The organism is Streptomyces sp. NPDC041135 (assembly GCF_055592085.1).
This window is the reverse complement of the sequence record NZ_JBVIYZ010000027.1, coordinates 48,086-65,182: the sequence shown is the minus strand read 5'-3', so window position 1 is coordinate 65,182 and position 17,097 is coordinate 48,086. Positions and strand designations below refer to the sequence as shown.

Genomic DNA, 17,097 nt, shown 5'->3' with positions numbered 1-17,097 from the left:
GCGCGACCGTTCAGCGCGCGGCCAGGGTGCCGTCGGGCTGCGCCGGGAACAGCCGCAGCCGGTGCGCCACCGCCGCCGCCTCGCCGCGGCCCGAGACGCCCAGCTTGGCCAGGATGTTGGAGACGTGGACGCTGGCGGTCTTCGGGGAGATGAAGAGTTCCTCGGCTATCTGGCGGTTGGTGCGGCCGGCCGAGACCAGGCGCAGGACGTCGCCCTCCCGGCTGGTCAGGCCGAGCGCCTCGACGGGGTCGGCGGGCTCCGGCGCCGGCCGGGGGCCGGGCATCAGGGCCAGGCGGCCGCGCTGGGCGAGGCGGGCGACGGCGTCGGCCAGCGAGCGGGCGCCCAGCCGGCCGGCGACGGCCGCGGCCGTCCGCAGCAGTCCGGCGGCGCGCTCGCGCTCGGCGTCGCCGCCCTCGGCCAGCAGGGACGCGGCGAGGCGGTGGCGGACCCGGGCGAGGTCGTAGGGGCGCTCCAGGCACTCGAAGGCGGTGACCACCTCCGACCAGCCGGCGGCGGTGTCCCGTCCCCCGGCGCGGCACAGTTCGGCGCGGGTCCACCGCTCGTAGGCCTGCCAGACGGGTGCGTCGGCGGGGAGCTTCCCGGCGGCCGCCCGGAGGCGGTCCAGGACGCCGTCGCGGCCGTCGGCGGCCGCGGGCAGGGCGCGCGCGTCGGCCTCGGCGGTGGCGGCGGCCAGCAGCAGCGGCCAGGCGTAGCGGTGGGTGCCGGGCGGGAAGCCGGCGTCCAGCACGGCGTTCAGTTCGGCGCGGGCGTCCAGGACCCGGCCCTCCTCGGCGGCGACACCGATGGCGAGGCGGGCCACGGGCAGCCACTGCTGCGGCATGGGGTCGTGGGTGCCGTAGTGGGCGCGGGCGGTGGCGAGGAGCCGGCCGGCCTCCGCGACGTCGCCCCGGGCCAGGGTGAGCTGGGCCAGGCGCAGGGCGGCCGCACCGGCGGGCTTGGCGCTGTGGCCGGCCCGCAGGGCGTTGACGGCGGCCTCGGCGGCCTCGTCCCACCGGCCGAGCGAGTACAGCGCGTCGCAGAGGTTGCCCCACACCCAGGCCTCGGAGTCCAGCAGCCCGAAGCGGCGGGTGTACTCCAGCCCTTCGCGCAGCAGTGCCTCGGCCTCCCGGTAGAGGCCCACGGTCTGCAGCTCCGACGGCAGGTTCACATAGGCGCGGCCGGCGACCTGGGTGAGGCCTTCCGCCAGGGCGGCCTCCTTGACCAGCCGCATCTCGGCGAGGCCGGCGCGGCCGTCGCCCGCCTGGACGGTGAGACCGCCGAGGGTGAGGCGCGCGTGCAGCTCGATCTCGCGGGCGCCGACCATCCGCGCGTACTGCACGGCCCGTTCGGCGGCGGCGAAGGCGTCGGGTCCGGGCTGGTGCAGCATGGACCAGTTGGCGACCCGGGCCAGCACCTCGGCGTGCACCTCGGACGGGGGCAGGCCGCGCACCAGGTCCTGGGCGGTGGCCAGTTCCCGCCAGCCGTCGCCGCGGCCCTGGTTCTGCACCAGCAGGGAGCGCTGCACCCAGAACCAGGCGGCGCGCAGCGGGTCGTCCTCGTCCTCCAGCAGCCGCAGCGCCCGCTTGGTGATCTTCAGCGCGCGTTCGCGTTCCCCGCCCGAGCGGCCCGCGACGGCGGCCTCGGCCATCAGGTCGAGGTAGCGCAGCGGGGTGGTGACCGGGTCGCAGCCGCAGGGCGGGTAGGCCCCGATGCAGTCGACCGGGCGCAGGGCGGCGCGGACCTCCTCGGGGGCGGTGTCCCACAGCTCCATCGCCCGCTCCAGCAGCCGCAGCTGCTCGGTGTAGGCGTGCCGGCGGCGGGCGGCGACGGAGGCGTCCAGGACGGCGGGCAGCGCCTTGGCGGCGTCGTGGGCGTGGTACCAGTAGCTGGCCAGGCGCATCGCGCGTTCCCCGGCGGGGACGAGCGTGGGGTCGGCCTCCAGGGCTTCGGCGTAGCGGCGGTTGAGGCGGGAGCGCTCACCGGGCAGCAGGTCGTCGGCGACGGCCTCGCGGACCAGGGAGTGGCGGAAGCGGTAGCCGTCCCCGCCCGGCGCGACGGCCAGCAGGTTGGCGCCCACGGCGGCCCGCAGCGCCTCGATGAGGTCGTCCTCGGCGAGCCGGGCGACGGCCGCGATGAGCCGGTACTCGACGGTGGAGCCGCCCTCGGCGATGATCCGGGCGACGTGCTGGGCGCTCTCGGGCAGCGCCTCGACGCGGACCAGCAGCAGGTCGCGCAGGGAGTCGCTGAGTCCGGTGCAGCAGCCGCCGCGGGCGGCGACGGCGAGTTCCTCGACGAAGAAGGCGTTGCCGTCGGAGCGTTCGAAGATCTCGTCGATCTGGGCGGGCTCGGGTTCGGCGGCGAGGATGCCGGCGATCTGCCGGCCGACCTCCTCGCGGGTGAAGCGGGCCAGTTCGATGCGGTGGACGGTGCGCAGCCGGTCGAGTTCGGCGAGCAGGGGGCGCAGCGGGTGGCGGCGGTGGATGTCGTCGGAGCGGTAGGTGGCGAGGACGACGAGGCGGCCGGTGCGCAGGGTGCGGACGAGGTAGGCCAGGAGGTGGCGGGTGGAGGCGTCGGCCCAGTGCAGGTCCTCCAGGGCGAGGACGACGGTGCGGTCGGCGGCGACCCGCTCCAGCAGGCGGACGGTGAGTTCGAACAGGCGGGCCATGCCCTGCTCGTCGTAACGGCCGGCGGTGGTCTCACCCAGTTCGGGCAGCAGCCGGGCCAGTTCGTCCTCCTGGCCGGCGGCCGCGGCGGCGAACGCCTCGGGCAGCGCGTCGCGCAGGGCGCGCAGAGCGGTGGAGAAGGGGGCGAACGGCAGTCCGTCGGCGCCGATCTCGACGCAGCCGCCGAGGGCGACGACCGCGCCGCGGCGGCAGGCGGCGGTGGCGAACTCCTCGACGAGCCGGGTCTTGCCGACCCCGGCCTCCCCGCCGAGCAGCAGCGCCTGCGGCTCGCCCGCGCCACCGGACGCCGGGGCGCCGGCCCCGCCGGCGGCGCGGACGAGTGCTTCGTCGAGGGTGCCCAGTTCGTCGGCGCGGCCGACGAACACGGGACTGACGGACCTGGTCTCCACAGGCCCGAGCATCCCACGCGGCTCCGGCGGCACGGCACCGGTTTTCCACAGGCCGGGCCGATCGGTCGTACGAACGTACGGTACGACCGCGCGTTCCCCCGCGCCGACCGCCCCCTCGGCCACGCCGTACGCCCGCTCGACCGCGTGGGCCGGGCGGGCGTACGGCAGGCTCGGGCGCTCCCGCGGGAGACGGCGGCCGACCCCCGTGCGGCCGCCGTCCCGCGGTGCGGTGCTCACGCGGTGTGCGGGAGCCGGTGGCGGCGCGGGCGGCCGGTATGGGGTTCGGCGGCGGCGCCGCGTTCCGCCTCCTCGCGGCGGGCGGCGCGGCGGGCGCGGACGGCCGTGCGGGCCAGGCGCTCGGCGTCGGCCTGGCGGCGCAGTTCGGCGGAGCGCATCCGGTGGAGTTCGAACTCGAACATGTCAGGTCCTCGGGTGGGAAGGGAGCCGCGGGCTTCGTTCGCCGCGATGCCTCCACCTTCGTCCGCCAGGGGGGTCCGCCACATCGGGAGGATTCCGCATTGTGGGGCGCCCGCCGGGCCCCGGGGAACGCGTAAGGGGCCTTAGGCCGTCCGTGGGTGCCGATGGACGGTCTAAGGCCCCTGGTGCCGCGCCGGGGGCCCGGGTGCCGGGGTCAGCCGGTCGAGGGCAGGCCGAGCAGGGCGTCGGAGTACTTCAGGACGGCCAGCAGCAGGCCGAGGACGCCGAGGACGACGCCCGCCCAGGCGACCGACTTGATCCAGGCGGCCTGGGGCCTGCCGGGCGTGCCGAACGCGGGCCGGGCGAGCACGACGACACCGGTGATCAGCGCGAGCAGCGCGAACAGCCCCGCCCACAGGGCGGTGGTGTGCCAGGCGTCGCCGTACACCTCCTTGACCTGCTTCGCCACGGTCGCGCCCGAGGAGGTGTGGAGCTGGCCGACGAGCGTCTCGCGGGCGGCGGCCACCGTACCGATCCAGCCACCGGTGAGCGAGACGATGCCCAGCGCCACGGAGACCACGGCGGCGGCGCCCTGGCCGACCCCGGGGGTGCCCTCCTCGCCGGTCACGTGCTCGCGGGTCCCGGCGTCGCCGTCGGCGGAACCGGCCGGGGCGGCCGGACCGGAGGACGCGACGGGCGCCGCGGGCTCGCCCCCGGTCACCGCGCCGGCCCGGTCACCGGCCGCACCCGCCTGCTCCGCCGTCGGCTCGTTGTCCGCCCGGTCGTTTCCTGCGTCGTTCTTGGCCACGTCGTTCGTTCCCATGCTCGCACCGTACGGACGCTGTCTGAGAGGTCTCTTAATGATCGTGGTGAGCGGTACGCGCGCGTGCCGCACGCCATTCGGGGGCGAGCACCGACCATATCTCGATGTCGTGCCGCACGCCTCGGTGGAGGTGGCTGCCGCGCAGCACGCCGTCCCGGGTCATCCCCAGCCGCCGGGCGACGGCGAGGCTCGGCAGGTTGCCGGACGCCGCGTGCCACTCCACCCGGTGGATGCCGCGCTCCTCGACCGACCAGTCGACGAGGACCGTGGCGGCGCGGGTGACCAGCCCCCGCCCGGCCGCCGCGGGCTCCAGCCAGCAACCCACCTCGCAGGTGCCCTGCGCCGCGTCGAAGGTGCGGAACAGCACCCCGCCGACGAGCTGCCCGGCCAGCCAGATGCCGTGCAGGCCGCCGGAGTCCGCGGTGCGCAGCCCCGCGTACCGGGCCAGCAGCGCCCGCGCGGAGTCCACGTCCCGCTCCGCCGACCCGAAGGGGATGTACTGCCCGATGAAGTCCCGTCCCCGGTCCAGGTGGGCGAGCAGTTCGGCGGCGTGCCAGGTCTCCAGCGGCCGCAGCTCGGCGTCGTCGTCACCCAGGGATATCGCGTACATCGCGCCGTCGCTCCTTCGTTCGCTGCCGCACGGCCGCGGTGAGCACGGCCGCGGTGAGCCTCTCACGGACGGCGGACGTGGCGCGCACCGCCGCGGACGGCCCCGGGGGGACGCATCGGTCGTGATGCGTCCCCCCGGGGGTGTGCCGTCGCCGTGCTCAGCCCTCGACGCCCAGCTTCTGCAGGATCAGCTCCTTGACGCGGGCCGCGTCCGCCTGACCCCGGGTCGCCTTCATGACGGCGCCGACCAGGGCGCCGGCCGCGGCCACCTTGCCGCCGCGGATCTTGTCGGCGATGCCCGGGTTGCCGGCGATGGCCTCCTCGACGGCGGAGGTCAGCGCGCCCTCGTCGGAGACGACCTTCAGACCGCGCTTGTCGACCACCTCGTCCGGGGTGCCCTCACCGGCGAGGACGCCCTCGATGACCTGGCGGGCGAGCTTGTCGTTCAGCTCGCCGGAGGTCACCAGAGCGGCGACCCGGGCGACCTGCTCCGGCGTGATGGCCAGCTCGTCGAGCGGCACGCCCGACTCGTTGGCCGTGCGCGCCAGCTCGCCCATCCACCACTTGCGGGCGGCCGCCGCGTCGGCACCGGCGTCGATGGTGGCGACGATCGGCTCCAGCGCGCCGGCGTTCAGGATCGCCTGCATGTCGGTGGCGGTGATGCCCCAGTCCGCCAGCAGCCGGGTGCGGCGGGCCAGCGGCAGCTCGGGCAGGGCCGCGCGGATCTCTTCGACCCACTCCCGCGAGGGCGCCACCGGGACCAGGTCGGGCTCCGGGAAGTACCGGTAGTCCTCGGCCTCCTCCTTCACGCGGCCCGAGGTCGTCGACCCGGTGTCCTCGTGGAAGTGGCGGGTCTCCTGCACGATCGTGCCGCCGGACGACAGCACGGCCGCGTGCCGCTGGACCTCGAAGCGGGCCGCGCGCTCCACGGACCGCAGCGAGTTCACGTTCTTGGTCTCGCTGCGCGTGCCGAACTTCTCGGCGCCCTTGGGCATCAGCGACAGGTTCACGTCGCAGCGCATCTGGCCCATCTCCATGCGGGCCTCGGACACGCCGAGCGCCCGGATGACCTCGCGCAGCTCACGGACGTACGCCTTGGCGACCTCCGGGGACCGCTCGCCGGCGCCGACGATCGGCTTGGTGACGATCTCGATGAGCGGGATGCCGGCGCGGTTGTAGTCCAGCAGGGAGTGGGACGCGCCGTGGATACGGCCGGTGGCGCCGCCGACGTGCGTCGACTTGCCGGTGTCCTCCTCCATGTGGGCGCGCTCGATCTCCACGCGGAAGGTCTCGCCGTCCTCCAGCTGCACGTCGAGGTAGCCGTTGAAGGCGATCGGCTCGTCGTACTGGGAGGTCTGGAAGTTCTTCGGCATGTCCGGATAGAAGTAGTTCTTCCGGGCGAAGCGGCACCACTCGGCGATCTCGCAGTTCAGCGCGAGACCGATCTTGATGGCGGACTCGACGCCGGTCGCGTTGACGACCGGGAGCGCGCCGGGCAGGCCGAGGCAGACGGGACAGGTCTGCGCGTTGGGCGCGGCGCCCAGCTCGGTGGAGCAGCCGCAGAACATCTTGGTCCTGGTGCCGAGTTCGACATGGACCTCGAGGCCCATGACGGGGTCGTAGGACGCCAGCGCGTCCTCGTACGACACCAGGTCGGTCGTGGTGGTCACGGTGAAACTTCCCTCTCAGCCCAGCAGGACGTCGTCGTCGCCCAGCCGCTTCAGCTCGCGGTAGAGGATGGCGAGGCCGGTGACGATGGCGGCGGCGGACACGGCGGCGTCGATCAGGCGCAGGGTGTCGTTCTCCAGGCGGGCCTTCTTGACCTGCTTGACGACGGTGACGGCGCCGAACGCGGTGGTGGCCATGGACAGGTACGTACCGGACTTGGACTTCTTGAAGCCCTTGGCCTTCGACAGTGCCTTGCTCACAGCGACGGAGCCTCCTCTAGCAGCGGGTGCCCCCACTTTTCCACGAAGGCGGCCTCGACCGCGGCACCGACCTTGTACAGCCGGTCGTCCTTCAGTGCCGGGGCGATGATCTGCAGGCCGACCGGGAGGTTGTCCTCCGGGGCCAGACCGCAGGGCAGCGACATGGCCGCGTTGCCCGCGAGGTTGGTGGGGATGGTGCACAGGTCGGCGAGGTACATCGCCATCGGGTCGTCGGCGCGCTCGCCGATCGGGAAGGCGGTGGTCGGGGTCGTCGGGGAGACGATCACGTCGACCTGCTCGAAGGCCTTCTCGAAGTCGCGCGTGATGAGCGTGCGGACCTTCTGGGCGGAGCCGTAGTAGGCGTCGTAGTAGCCGCTCGAGAGGGCGTACGTGCCGAGCATGATGCGGCGCTTGACCTCGGGGCCGAAGCCCGCCTCCCGGGTGAGGGAGGTGACCTCCTCCGCCGAGTGGCTGCCGTCGTCGCCGACGCGCAGGCCGTAGCGCAGGCCGTCGAAGCGGGCCAGGTTGGAGGAGCACTCGGACGGCGCGATCAGGTAGTACGCCGACAGCGCGAGGTCGAAGGACGGGCAGTCCAGCTCGACGATCTCGGCGCCCAGCTCCCGCAGCAGCCCGACGGACTCGTCGAAGCGCTGGATGACACCGGCCTGGTAGCCCTCGCCGCGGAACTGCTTGACCACGCCGACGCGCATCCCGGCGACGCTGCCGTTGCGGGCGGCCTCGACGACCGGCGGGACCGGCGCGTCGATGGAGGTGGAGTCGAGCGGGTCGTGCCCGGCGATGACCTCGTGCAGCAGGGCCGCGTCCAGGACCGTGCGGGCGCAGGGGCCGCCCTGGTCGAGGGAGGAGGAGAACGCCACCATGCCGAAGCGGGACACCGCCCCGTAGGTCGGCTTCACGCCGACCGTGCCGGTGACGGCGGCCGGCTGGCGGATCGAGCCGCCGGTGTCGGTGCCGATGGCGAGCGGGGCCTGGAAGGAGGCGAGCGCGGCGGAGGAGCCGCCGCCGGAGCCGCCGGGGATCCTGGTGAGGTCCCAGGGGTTGCCGGTGGGGCCGTAGGCGCTGTTCTCGGTGGAGGACCCCATGGCGAACTCGTCCATGTTGGTCTTGCCGAGGATGACCACGTCGGCGGCCTTCAGCCGCTTGGTCAGCGTGGCGTCGTACGGCGGGATCCAGCCCTCGAGGATCTTGGAGCCGACGGTCGTCGGGATGCCCTCGGTGGTGAAGATGTCCTTCAGCGCGAGCGGCACGCCGGCCAGCGGGCCGAGCTTCTCGCCGCGCGCCCGCTTCTCGTCGACGGCCCGGGCCTGGGCGAGGGCGCCCTCGCGGTCGACGTGCAGGAAGGCGTGCACCTTCTCGTCGACGGCCTCGATACGGGCGAGGTGGGCCTCGGTGACCTCGACGGCCGTCAGCTCGCCGGAGGCGATCTTCTCGGCGGTCTCGGCGGCCGTGAGCCTGATGATGGTGGTGTCCGTCATGGTCAGTCCTCCCCCAGGATCTGCGGCACCTTGAAACGCTGCTGCTCCTGGGCGGGGGCGCCGGAGAGCGCCTGCTCGGGGGTGAGCGAGGGACGGACCTCGTCCGGCCGCATGACGTTCGTCAGCGGGAGCGGGTGCGAGGTCGGCGGTACGTCTTGGTCGGCGACCTCACTGACGCGGGCGACCGCGCCGATGATGTCGTCCAGCTGTCCCGCGAAGTGTTCGAGCTCTTCGGGCTTCAGCTCCAGACGCGCCAGCCGGGCGAGGTGGGCGACCTCCTCGCGCGTGATGCCAGGCATGCAGCGATCCTCTGGGGTGAGTGTGTGTGCTTTCGGGCCGGTCCCAATCCTATGGGTCCGGGCGTGATGCCCGTGAAACGGTTTCCCCCGGGCCCTCGCCCGGCGGCGCGCGCGGCGGTGGTCCCGGGGGCGGCGTGGCGGCGGCGGCAGCGGTGGCGGCGGGGCGGGCGGGCCGTGCGGACGTGGGTCATTCGGCGGCCGGGAGGGCCGCGCGGGGGCGCTGCCAGCCGCGGGAGCCCCGGGCGCGCAGCCAGGCCGTCGTCTCCTCGGGCGGCATCGCGGCGGCCACCAGCCAGCCCTGTACGGCGTCGCACCTGAGGTCGCGCAGCCGCTCCCAGGTCTCGTCGTCCTCCACGCCCTCGGCGACGACCAGCAGGCCGAGCGAATGGGCCAGGTCGACCGTGCAGCGCACGATCTCCGCGTCCTCGGTGTCCACCGCGAGCCGGGCGACGAAGGAGCGGTCGATCTTCAGCTCGCTCACCGGCAGCCGGCGCAGGTGCACCAGCGAGGAGTAGCCGGTGCCGAAGTCGTCCAGGGACATCGTCACGCCGTGCGCGGTCAGCGCGGCCAGGGTGTCGGCCGCCCGCTGCGGGTCCTCCAGCAGCACGTGTTCGGTGATCTCCAGCTGGAGCGCCCCCGCCGGGACCCCGTGCCGGGCCAGCCGGGCGGCGACGGAGCCGGCGAAACCGGGTGTGTGGACATCGCGGGGGGAGACGTTGACGGCCACCGGCACCCGCAGCCCCTGCGCCCGCCAGGCGGCCACCTGCGCCAGGGCGGTGTCCAGCACGTACTCCGTCAGGTGGGGCATCAGCCCGGAGGACTCGGCGATGGCGATGAACTCGTCCGGCGGCACCTTCCCGCGCTCGGGGTGCACCCAGCGCACCAGCGCCTCGAGACCGGCCACCTGCCCGTCGAAGCGGACCTTGGGCTGGTAGTGCAGCTCCACCTCGTGCGCGTCCAGGGCGCGGCGCAGATCGCCCAGCAGGCCCAGCCGGTCCGGGGTGTTGGAGTCCCGCTTGGACTCGTAGACCTCGACGCCCGTGCGGCCCCGCTTCGCCTGGTACATCGCCACGTCCGCCCGGCGCAGCAGCCCCTCGGCGTCCAGGGCGTGCTCCGGGAAGACGGCGACTCCCGCGCTGGCCTCCAGGACGAGGGTGAGTCCGTCGAGGTCCAGCGGGGAGCTGAGGGCGGCGACCAGGCCGCGGGCGACGCGCGTGGCCGACGTGGTGGAGTCGGCGACGGGCAGTAAGACGGCGAACTCGTCGCCGCCGAGCCGGGCCGCCTCGGCGCCGCGCGGCAGGGCGAGCCGCAGCCGGTCGGCGATCTGCAGCAGCAGCCGGTCCCCGGCGAGGTGGCCGAGGGTGTCGTTCACCGACCGGAAGCGGTCGAGGTCGATCAGCATCAGGGCGGCGCGGGCGTCGATCCGTTCGGCGTCGTCGAGGGCCTTCCAGATCCGCTCCAGCAGCCACTGCCGGTTGGGCAGCCCGGTGAGCGGGTCGCGCAGCTGCTCCTCGGCGCGGGCGCGGGCCATCCACAGGGTGGAGTCGAGGGCGAACAGCGGGATGGCGAACAGCGGCAGCAGGACCGGCGCGGCGGCGGCGACCACGCACACCAGCGGGGTGATGCCGAGCAGCGCCAGGGCGACCAGGCCCTGTCGGACCAGGGCGGTGCGGGCGACGGTGGGCAGTCCGCCGCGGGGCGCCTGGAGGTACCACAGCAGGACGCGGGTGACGGCGAGGTAGGCGACGGCGACCAGGGCCACCTCGGGCGCCGTGGTGACGGTCCAGCTGTCGGCGTGCCAGGGCGACTCGACGGTCGGCACGCGTCCGAAGGCGGCGAGCACCAGGGCGCCGGCGGCGATGCCGAGGACGTCCACCGCGCCGTGCAGCACGCCCTGCCGCCAGCGGTGGCGCCGGGCGGTGCCGACCAGGACGACGACGGTGAGGCTGACCATGCCGGCCGGGACCCAGCCGTACAGCAGCAGCACGGCGAGGGTGAGGGCCGCGCCGGAGCCGGTGCCGCCCCACCAGCGGGCGCGGCCGAGCATGACGAGATGGCCGACGATGACGCCGGTGAGCACGGCCAGCGCCCAGCCGGCGGTGCCGGACGGGAAGAGGGCGTGGTGGCCGGTGAGGGCGCGCAGGAAGCCGGCGCCGAGGACGATCCCGGCGGCCGCGACGACGCCCGCGGGCAACGCGGGCCAGGACAGGTGCCGTTCGGGTTCGGCGCCGGACAGCCCGGGAGCGGGCGGTCCGGTGTGCCGGGGCGGCGCGGCCCGCACCTCGCTCACGGTGCCCGGGCCGGCCTGCCGGCCGCCGGTGCGCCGGGCGGCCAGCGCGCCCCAGCGGCTCTCCCGCCAGGCGCCCGTACGGCGGCGCGGGCGCAGCCGTGCATCGGGAGCGGCGCTCTCGGTCGGTTCCATTCCCGTCCCTCTCACAGCCGGCGGTGCCCACGCCACGCGGCCCGATGCCCGACAGCCATCAGCAGCTCCGCGTTGGAGACCCGTCCCCGTGCTCCGCGAGAGCACGACGATGCCCCCAACCGCAGCTGGGCACGGCAGGCGCACACCTCAACAGTAGGCCGCGGAAGGCTTTCACGGGCAGCGGTCGTGGACGGTTGCCCGATTGCGCCCGGGCCACCCGTATGCATCTGATATGCGCCGATCGGATGGCCTTCAACCGCTACTCCCCGGTCGCGAGCGCGGCGTTCGCCGCCGCGTCCGGTCCCTGGTCCAGCAGGACCGTGAAGCCGTCCTCGTCCAGCACGGGCACCTTCAGCTGCACGGCCTTGTCGTACTTCGATCCGGGGCTGTCACCCACGACGACGAACGACGTCTTCTTGGAGACCGAACCGGTCACCTTCGCACCCCGGCTCTGGAGGGCCTCCTTGGCGCCGTCCCGGGTGAAGTTCTCCAGGGTGCCGGTCACCACGACGGTCAGGCCCTCCAGCGGACGCGGGCCCTCGTCCTCGCCGCTCGAGCGGTCCTCGAGCGGAACCCCGGCGGCCCTCCACTTGCGGACGATCTCGCGGTGCCAGTCCTCGGCGAACCACTCCTTGAGCGCGGCGGCGATGATCGGGCCGACGCCGTCGGCGGCGGCCAGTTCCTGCTCGGTGGCCTGCTCGATGCGCTCGACCGAGCGGAACTCGCGGGCCAGCGCCTGCGCGGCCACGGGTCCGACGTGGCGGATGGACAGCCCGTTGAGGAAGCGGGCCAGCGGGCGGGTCTTGGCGGCCTCGATGTTCTCCAGCAGCGCGAGGGTGTTCTTCTTCGGCTCGCCCTTCTGGTTGGCGAAGACGGTGACGACCTTCTCCTCGCCCGTCTTCGGGTCCCGCTTGGGCAGTCCGCTGTCCGGGTCGAGCACGTACGCCTTGATGGGCAGCAGCTTCTCCACCGTGAGGTCGAACAGGTCGCCCTCGTCGGCGAGCGGCGGGTCGGCCGGTTCCAGCGGCTGGGTGAGCGCGGCGGCCGCGACCTGGCCGAAGTGCTCGATGTCCAGGCACTCCCGGCCGGCGAGGTAGGCGACCCGGCCCCGCAACTGGGCCGGACAGGCACGGGCGTTGGGGCAGCGGAGGTCGATGTCGCCCTCCTTCATGGGCCGCAGCGGCGTACCGCACTCCGGGCACTCGCCCGGCATCACGAACTCCCGCTCACTGCCGTCGCGCAGGTCGACGACCGCGCCGAGGATCTCCGGGATGACGTCACCGGCCTTGCGGATGACCACCGTGTCGCCGATGAGGACGCCCTTGGCCTTGACCACCTCCTGGTTGTGCAGGGTGGCGAACTCGACCTCGCTGCCGGCCACCGTGACCGGCTCGACCTGCGCGTACGGGGTGACGCGTCCGGTGCGGCCGACGCCGACCTTGATGTCGATCAGCCGGGTGTTGACCTCTTCCGGCGCGTACTTGTAGGCGATGGCCCAGCGCGGCGCCCGCGCGGTCGAGCCCAGGCGCCCCTGGAGGCGGATCTCGTCGAGCTTGACGACGACGCCGTCGATCTCGTGCGCCACCGAGTGGCGGTGCTCGCCGTAGTGGGCGATGAACTCCCGCACGCCCGCCAGGTCGTCGACCACCCGGTTGTACGGCGAGGTCGGCAGGCCCCAGGTCTTGAGCAGGTCGTAGGCCTGGGAGAGGCGGGTGAGCCCGCTGAAGCCCTCCAGGACGCCGATGCCGTGGACGACCATGTGCAGCGGGCGGGTGGCGGTGACCCGCGGGTCCTTCTGGCGCAGCGAACCGGCGGCCGCGTTGCGCGGGTTGGCGAAGGGCTTGTCACCGGCGGCGACCAGCCGGGCGTTGAGCTCCTCGAACTTCTCCATCGGGAAGTAGACCTCGCCGCGGATCTCCACCAGGTCGGGGACCTCGTCGCCCTTCAGCCGGTCCGGGATCTCGGCGATGGTGCGGACGTTGGGAGTGATGTCCTCGCCGGTGCGGCCGTCGCCGCGGGTGGCCGCGCGCGTGAGGCGGCCGCGCTCGTAGGTGAGGTTGACGGCGAGGCCGTCCACCTTCAGCTCGCACAGGAAGTGGTACTCCTGCTCGCCCAGTTCGCGGGCGATGCGCTCGGCCCACGCGGCGAGTTCGTCGTCGTTGAAGGTGTTGTCGAGGGACAGCATCCGGGAGCGGTGCGCGACGGCCGTGAACTCCGTCTCGTACGACCCGGAGACCTTCTGGGTCGGCGAGTCCGGGGTGCGCAGCTCCGGGTACTCCTCCTCCAGCGCCTCCAGGGAGCGCAGGAGGCGGTCGAACTCCGCGTCGCTGACGACCGGGGCGTCCTTCACGTAGTACCGGAAGCGGTGCTCCTCGATCTGCTCGGCGAGCTGCGCGTGCCGCTCCCGTGCCTGCGCGGGCACCGCCGTCTCCGCCTGCTGCTTGTCGCCGGCCACCGTGTCGTCCTCCCGTTACTCTGGGTTGTCCGCGAGTGATCTCGCCGCCCGGACGCAGTGGGCGAGCGCCTCGCGTGCGTACCCCGGGGAAGCGCCCGCGAGACCGCACGCCGGGGTGAGGGTGACCGCCTCCGCGAGAAGCCCCGGATGCAGCCCCAGCCTGCGCCACAGCGTCCTGACACCACTGACGCTACCGGCAGGGTCCGACAATGGGCCGTCGGTGCCCGGCACCACTCCGGCGAACAGCCGCGTTCCGGCCTCCACGGCCTCGCCGATGGTGTCGTCGTCACGTTCGGTGAGGAGTGCGAAGTCGAAGGAGACGGCGGCGGCACCGGCCCGGCGCAGCAGGGCGAAGGGCACGTCCGGCGCGCAGGAGTGGACGACGACGGGGCCGCCGGCGTGCACGCCGATCACGTCCCGCAGGGTGGCCTCGGCGACCTGCCGGTCCACGGCCCGGTGGGTGCGGTAGCCGCTGGCGGTCCTGACCTGGCCGCGCAGCACGGCGGTGAGGGACGGTTCGTCGAGCTGGAGCACGAGGCGGGCGCCGGGGACGCGGCGGGCCACTTCGGCCAGGTGCTCCCGCAGTCCCTCGGCGAGCGAGCCGGCCAGGTCGCGGCAGGCGCCGGGGTCGCCGAGGGCGGACTCGCCGTTGCGCAGCTCCAGGGCGGCGGCCAGCGTCCACGGCCCCACGGCCTGCACCTTCAGCAGCCCCTCGTAGCCCTGGGTGAACTCCTCCAGGGCGTCGAGGTCCTCCCGGAGCCAGGACCGGGCCCGCTTGGTGTCCCGGCCGGGGCGGTCCCCGATGCGCCAGCCGCTGGGTTCCACGCGCGCGTACAGCTCTACGAGCATCCCGGCGGTGCGGCCGATCATGTCGGCTCCGGGGCCCCGGGCGGGCAGTTCGGGCAGGTGGGGGAAGTCCTCGAAGCTGCCGGTGACGGTCCTGGCGGCCTCCCGCGCGTCGCCACCGGGCAGGGACCCGATGCCGGTGGCGGCGCCGAAGCGAATGTTGTCGTTCACGGGTGCAGCCTACGTAGGCGGCACGGCGGACCGGACCGGCGGAGGCGGCGTCCGGCGCAGGGGGTGCGGCGCAGGCGGCGTCCGGCCGGGCCGGGGCGTCAGGAACCGGGCCGTACCGTCACGTCGTCGATCTGCGCGTCCCTGGGCAGGTCCAGGGCGGTCAGCACGGTGGTGGCCACCGACTCGGGGTCGATCCACCGGCCCGGGTCGTAGTCCTTGCCCTCCTGCTGGTGGACCTTGGCCTGCATGGGGCTCGCGGTGCGGCCTGGGTAGACGGAGGTGACCCGGACGGCGTTGTCCCGCTCCTCCTGGCGCAGCGAGTCGGCGAGGGCCTTCAGGCCGTGCTTGGAGGCGGCGTAGGCGGACCAGCCGGCGTGGGCGCTGAGGCCGGCGCCGGAGTTGACGAACAGCACCTGGCCGCGGGCGGCGCGCAGCTGGGGCAGGAAGTGCCGGGTCAGCTCGGCGGGGGCGATGAGGTTGACGTTGAGCTGGTGGCGCCAGGACTTGGGGCTCAGCTCGCCGACCTGGCCGAGGTCGACGACCCCGGCGATGTGCAGCAGCGTGTCCACGCGCTCGGGGAGCGTCTGGTGGGAGAAGGCCCAGGAGAGCCGGTCGGGGTCGGCGAGGTCGCCGACCAGGGTGCGGGCTCCGGGGAACCGCTCGGCCAGTTCCTTGGCGCGGCCGGCGTCGCGCGCGTGCAGCACGAGGTCGTCCCCGCGCGCGTGCAGACGGCGGGCGACGGCGGCGCCGATGCCGGAACCGGCCCCGGTGATCACATGTGTAGCCATGCCCGCCATGCTCGCATCACTCGATGCCCCGGCTCTCCTCCAGGTAGGCCAGCGCCCCCACCGGCTCCTCGGCGAAGAACACCAGCTCGGTCAGCGGGCGCGGCAGGAAGCCCTCGTCCTCCATGCGGCGGAACTGCTGCTTGAGGCCGTCGTAGAAGCCGGCGGTGTTGAGCAGGACGACCGGCTTGTCGGTGTGGCCGTGCTTCTTCAGCTCCAGGATCTCCGTCGCCTCGTCGAGGGTGCCCGTGCCGCCGACCATGACGACCACCGCGTCGGCGTTCTCCAGCAGCAGCCGCTTGCGCTCGGCGAGGTCCTCGGCGATCACCATCTCGTCGGTCCCGGGCCGGGCCTTCGCCGCGAGGAAGCGCACGGAGACGCCGGCGAGCCGCCCGCCCGCCTCCTCGACGGCGTCGGCGACCACTTTCATCAGGCCGACGTTGGATCCGCCCCACACCAGCGTGTGGCCGCCCTTGCCGACCAGGTGCCCGAACTGGCGCGCGGCGCCGGTGTAGCGGTCGTCGAGATCGGCGGCGGAGAGGAAGACACAGATGCGCATGCGACCACCGTACGCGGGAAGAACCGGCCGTCCCCGCGCGCTGTACGGGTATGGCCAAGGGACACACGATCACGATCGAGCAGAGCGAGCGGCACGTGCGCGTGGTGCACGGCGACCAGGTCCTCGCGGAGACCGAACGCGCGCTTCAGCTGCGGGAGACGGGCTGTCCGGTGCGGTACTACATCCCCGCCGAGGACGTGCGCCTTGACCTCCTGACCCCCTCCGCGACGCACACCCACTGCCCCTTCAAGGGCACGGCCTCCTACTGGTCGCTGCCCGGCGCGCCCGACCTCGCCTGGGGCTATCCCGAGCCGAAGGAGGGCGTGGAGCGGATCAAGGACCACCTCTGCTTCTACGACGCCGACGTGTCGTGAGCGATGAGTCCGGCGCCGTAGGGCAGTCTCCACGGGCATGGACAAGAAGACTCTTTCGCGCGACGGCACCCCGATCGCGTACGAGCGCACCGGTGAGGGCCCCGCGGTCGTCCTCGTGAGCGGCGCGATGTCCACGGGCGGCACGATGGCGCCCCTGGCCCGGCTGCTCGCGAGCCGCTTCGACGTCGTCCTCTACGACCGCCGGGGCCGCGGCGCCAGCGGCGACACGGCGCCGTACGCGGTGGAGCGGGAGATCGAGGACCTGGCGGCGCTGCTCGACGCGGTGGGCGGCGAGGCGGCGCTGTACGGCATCTCCTCGGGCGGCGCGCTGGTGCTGCGGGCGGCGGCTGCCGGGCTGCCGGTGCGCCGGGCGGCGGTCTACGAGACGCCGTACGCCGACTTCCGGGAGGAGGGCGCCGGGCAGGAGCGCGCCGCGTACACCGAGCACCTCGCGCAGGCGCTCGCCGAGGACCGTCGCGGGGACGCGGTGGAGCTGTTCCTGCGGGTCACCGGCCTGGCCGAGGAGATGATCCAGGGCGCCCGGCAGTCACCCATGTGGGCGGGCATGGAGGCGGTCGCGCCCACCCTGGCCTACGACGACGCCGTCCTGGGCGACGGCCTGGTGCCCCGGGAGCTGCTGGCCTCCGTCACCGTCCCGGTGCTGTCCGTCGCGGGCGGCGCGAGTCCCGAGTGGCTGCGCGAGGCGTCCCGCACGGTCGCCGAGGCCGCGCCGCACGGGTCGTACCGGGTCCTGGCGGACCAGACGCACGCGGTGGAGCCGGACGTCCTCGCCCCGGTGCTCACGGAGTTCCTCGGCGAGCACCGGGCGCGGGGCTAGTG

Annotated in this window: 15 protein-coding genes; 2 read left to right on the top strand and 13 right to left on the bottom strand. The window is 74.1% G+C overall.

What is annotated here, in order from left to right; all coding sequences use genetic code 11:
• Positions 1-10: 10 nt before the first annotated feature.
• The 13 genes from ACZ6CZ_RS33080 to ACZ6CZ_RS33020 all read right to left on the bottom strand — a co-directional run bounded on the left by ACZ6CZ_RS33080 (position 11) and on the right by ACZ6CZ_RS33020 (position 15,883).
• Positions 11-3,085, bottom strand: coding sequence for a helix-turn-helix transcriptional regulator (locus tag ACZ6CZ_RS33080; RefSeq protein ID WP_469028725.1), 3,075 nt, complete (start codon positions 3,083-3,085; stop codon positions 11-13).
• A gap of 221 nt (positions 3,086-3,306) precedes the next feature.
• Entirely contained in the window at positions 3,307-3,492 is a 186-nt protein-coding gene (locus ACZ6CZ_RS33075; protein WP_469028698.1) for a hypothetical protein, read from the bottom strand.
• A gap of 212 nt (positions 3,493-3,704) precedes the next feature.
• Entirely contained in the window at positions 3,705-4,313 is a 609-nt protein-coding gene (locus ACZ6CZ_RS33070) for a hypothetical protein (protein ID WP_469028696.1), read from the bottom strand.
• A 34-nt stretch (positions 4,314-4,347) separates the two neighbouring features.
• Positions 4,348-4,923 (bottom strand): GNAT family N-acetyltransferase, encoded by a 576-nt coding sequence (locus ACZ6CZ_RS33065; protein ID WP_469028693.1) that lies wholly within the window; start codon positions 4,921-4,923, stop codon positions 4,348-4,350.
• A 157-nt stretch (positions 4,924-5,080) separates the two neighbouring features.
• Positions 5,081-6,592: an Asp-tRNA(Asn)/Glu-tRNA(Gln) amidotransferase subunit GatB gene (gatB, locus tag ACZ6CZ_RS33060; RefSeq protein ID WP_469028691.1), complete on the bottom strand. Its 1,512-nt coding sequence runs from the start codon at positions 6,590-6,592 to the stop codon at positions 5,081-5,083.
• 15 nt (positions 6,593-6,607) lie between these two features.
• Complete coding sequence (locus ACZ6CZ_RS33055) at positions 6,608-6,850, bottom strand: hypothetical protein (protein WP_469028688.1); 243 nt, start codon at positions 6,848-6,850, stop codon at positions 6,608-6,610.
• Positions 6,847-8,346 carry an Asp-tRNA(Asn)/Glu-tRNA(Gln) amidotransferase subunit GatA gene (gene gatA / locus ACZ6CZ_RS33050; protein WP_469028686.1) on the bottom strand — a complete coding sequence of 500 codons (1,500 nt, stop codon included), beginning with the start codon at positions 8,344-8,346 and terminating at the stop codon, positions 6,847-6,849. Before gatA ends, ACZ6CZ_RS33055 begins: the two co-directional genes overlap by 4 nt.
• Before the next feature lie 2 nt (positions 8,347-8,348).
• Entirely contained in the window at positions 8,349-8,645 is a 297-nt protein-coding gene (gene gatC, locus ACZ6CZ_RS33045; protein WP_030231941.1) for an Asp-tRNA(Asn)/Glu-tRNA(Gln) amidotransferase subunit GatC, read from the bottom strand.
• A gap of 187 nt (positions 8,646-8,832) precedes the next feature.
• On the bottom strand, positions 8,833-11,067 hold the full coding sequence (locus ACZ6CZ_RS33040; RefSeq protein ID WP_469028682.1) for an EAL domain-containing protein: 2,235 nt from the start codon (positions 11,065-11,067) through the stop codon (positions 8,833-8,835).
• Between the two features lie 259 nt (positions 11,068-11,326).
• The gene (ligA, locus tag ACZ6CZ_RS33035) at positions 11,327-13,522 is read right to left on the bottom strand and encodes an NAD-dependent DNA ligase LigA (protein WP_469028680.1); all 2,196 of its coding nucleotides are present in this window, start codon (positions 13,520-13,522) and stop codon (positions 11,327-11,329) included.
• Between the two features lie 15 nt (positions 13,523-13,537).
• Entirely contained in the window at positions 13,538-14,539 is a 1,002-nt protein-coding gene (locus tag ACZ6CZ_RS33030) for a methionine synthase (protein WP_469028677.1), read from the bottom strand.
• A gap of 98 nt (positions 14,540-14,637) precedes the next feature.
• Positions 14,638-15,336 carry an SDR family oxidoreductase gene (locus ACZ6CZ_RS33025; RefSeq protein WP_469028674.1) on the bottom strand — a complete coding sequence of 233 codons (699 nt, stop codon included), beginning with the start codon at positions 15,334-15,336 and terminating at the stop codon, positions 14,638-14,640.
• Positions 15,337-15,343: 7 nt separating this feature from the next.
• Positions 15,344-15,883: an LOG family protein gene (locus ACZ6CZ_RS33020; RefSeq protein WP_469028672.1), complete on the bottom strand. Its 540-nt coding sequence runs from the start codon at positions 15,881-15,883 to the stop codon at positions 15,344-15,346.
• Positions 15,884-15,933: 50 nt separating this feature from the next.
• Between ACZ6CZ_RS33020 and ACZ6CZ_RS33015 the strand changes: the two genes are divergently transcribed.
• Together ACZ6CZ_RS33015 and ACZ6CZ_RS33010 are read left to right on the top strand one after the other, a co-directional pair.
• Positions 15,934-16,257: a DUF427 domain-containing protein gene (locus ACZ6CZ_RS33015; RefSeq protein WP_469028669.1), complete on the top strand. Its 324-nt coding sequence runs from the start codon at positions 15,934-15,936 to the stop codon at positions 16,255-16,257.
• Between the two features lie 37 nt (positions 16,258-16,294).
• On the top strand, positions 16,295-17,095 hold the full coding sequence (locus tag ACZ6CZ_RS33010) for an alpha/beta fold hydrolase (protein ID WP_469028666.1): 801 nt from the start codon (positions 16,295-16,297) through the stop codon (positions 17,093-17,095).
• Positions 17,096-17,097 lie beyond the last annotated feature (2 nt).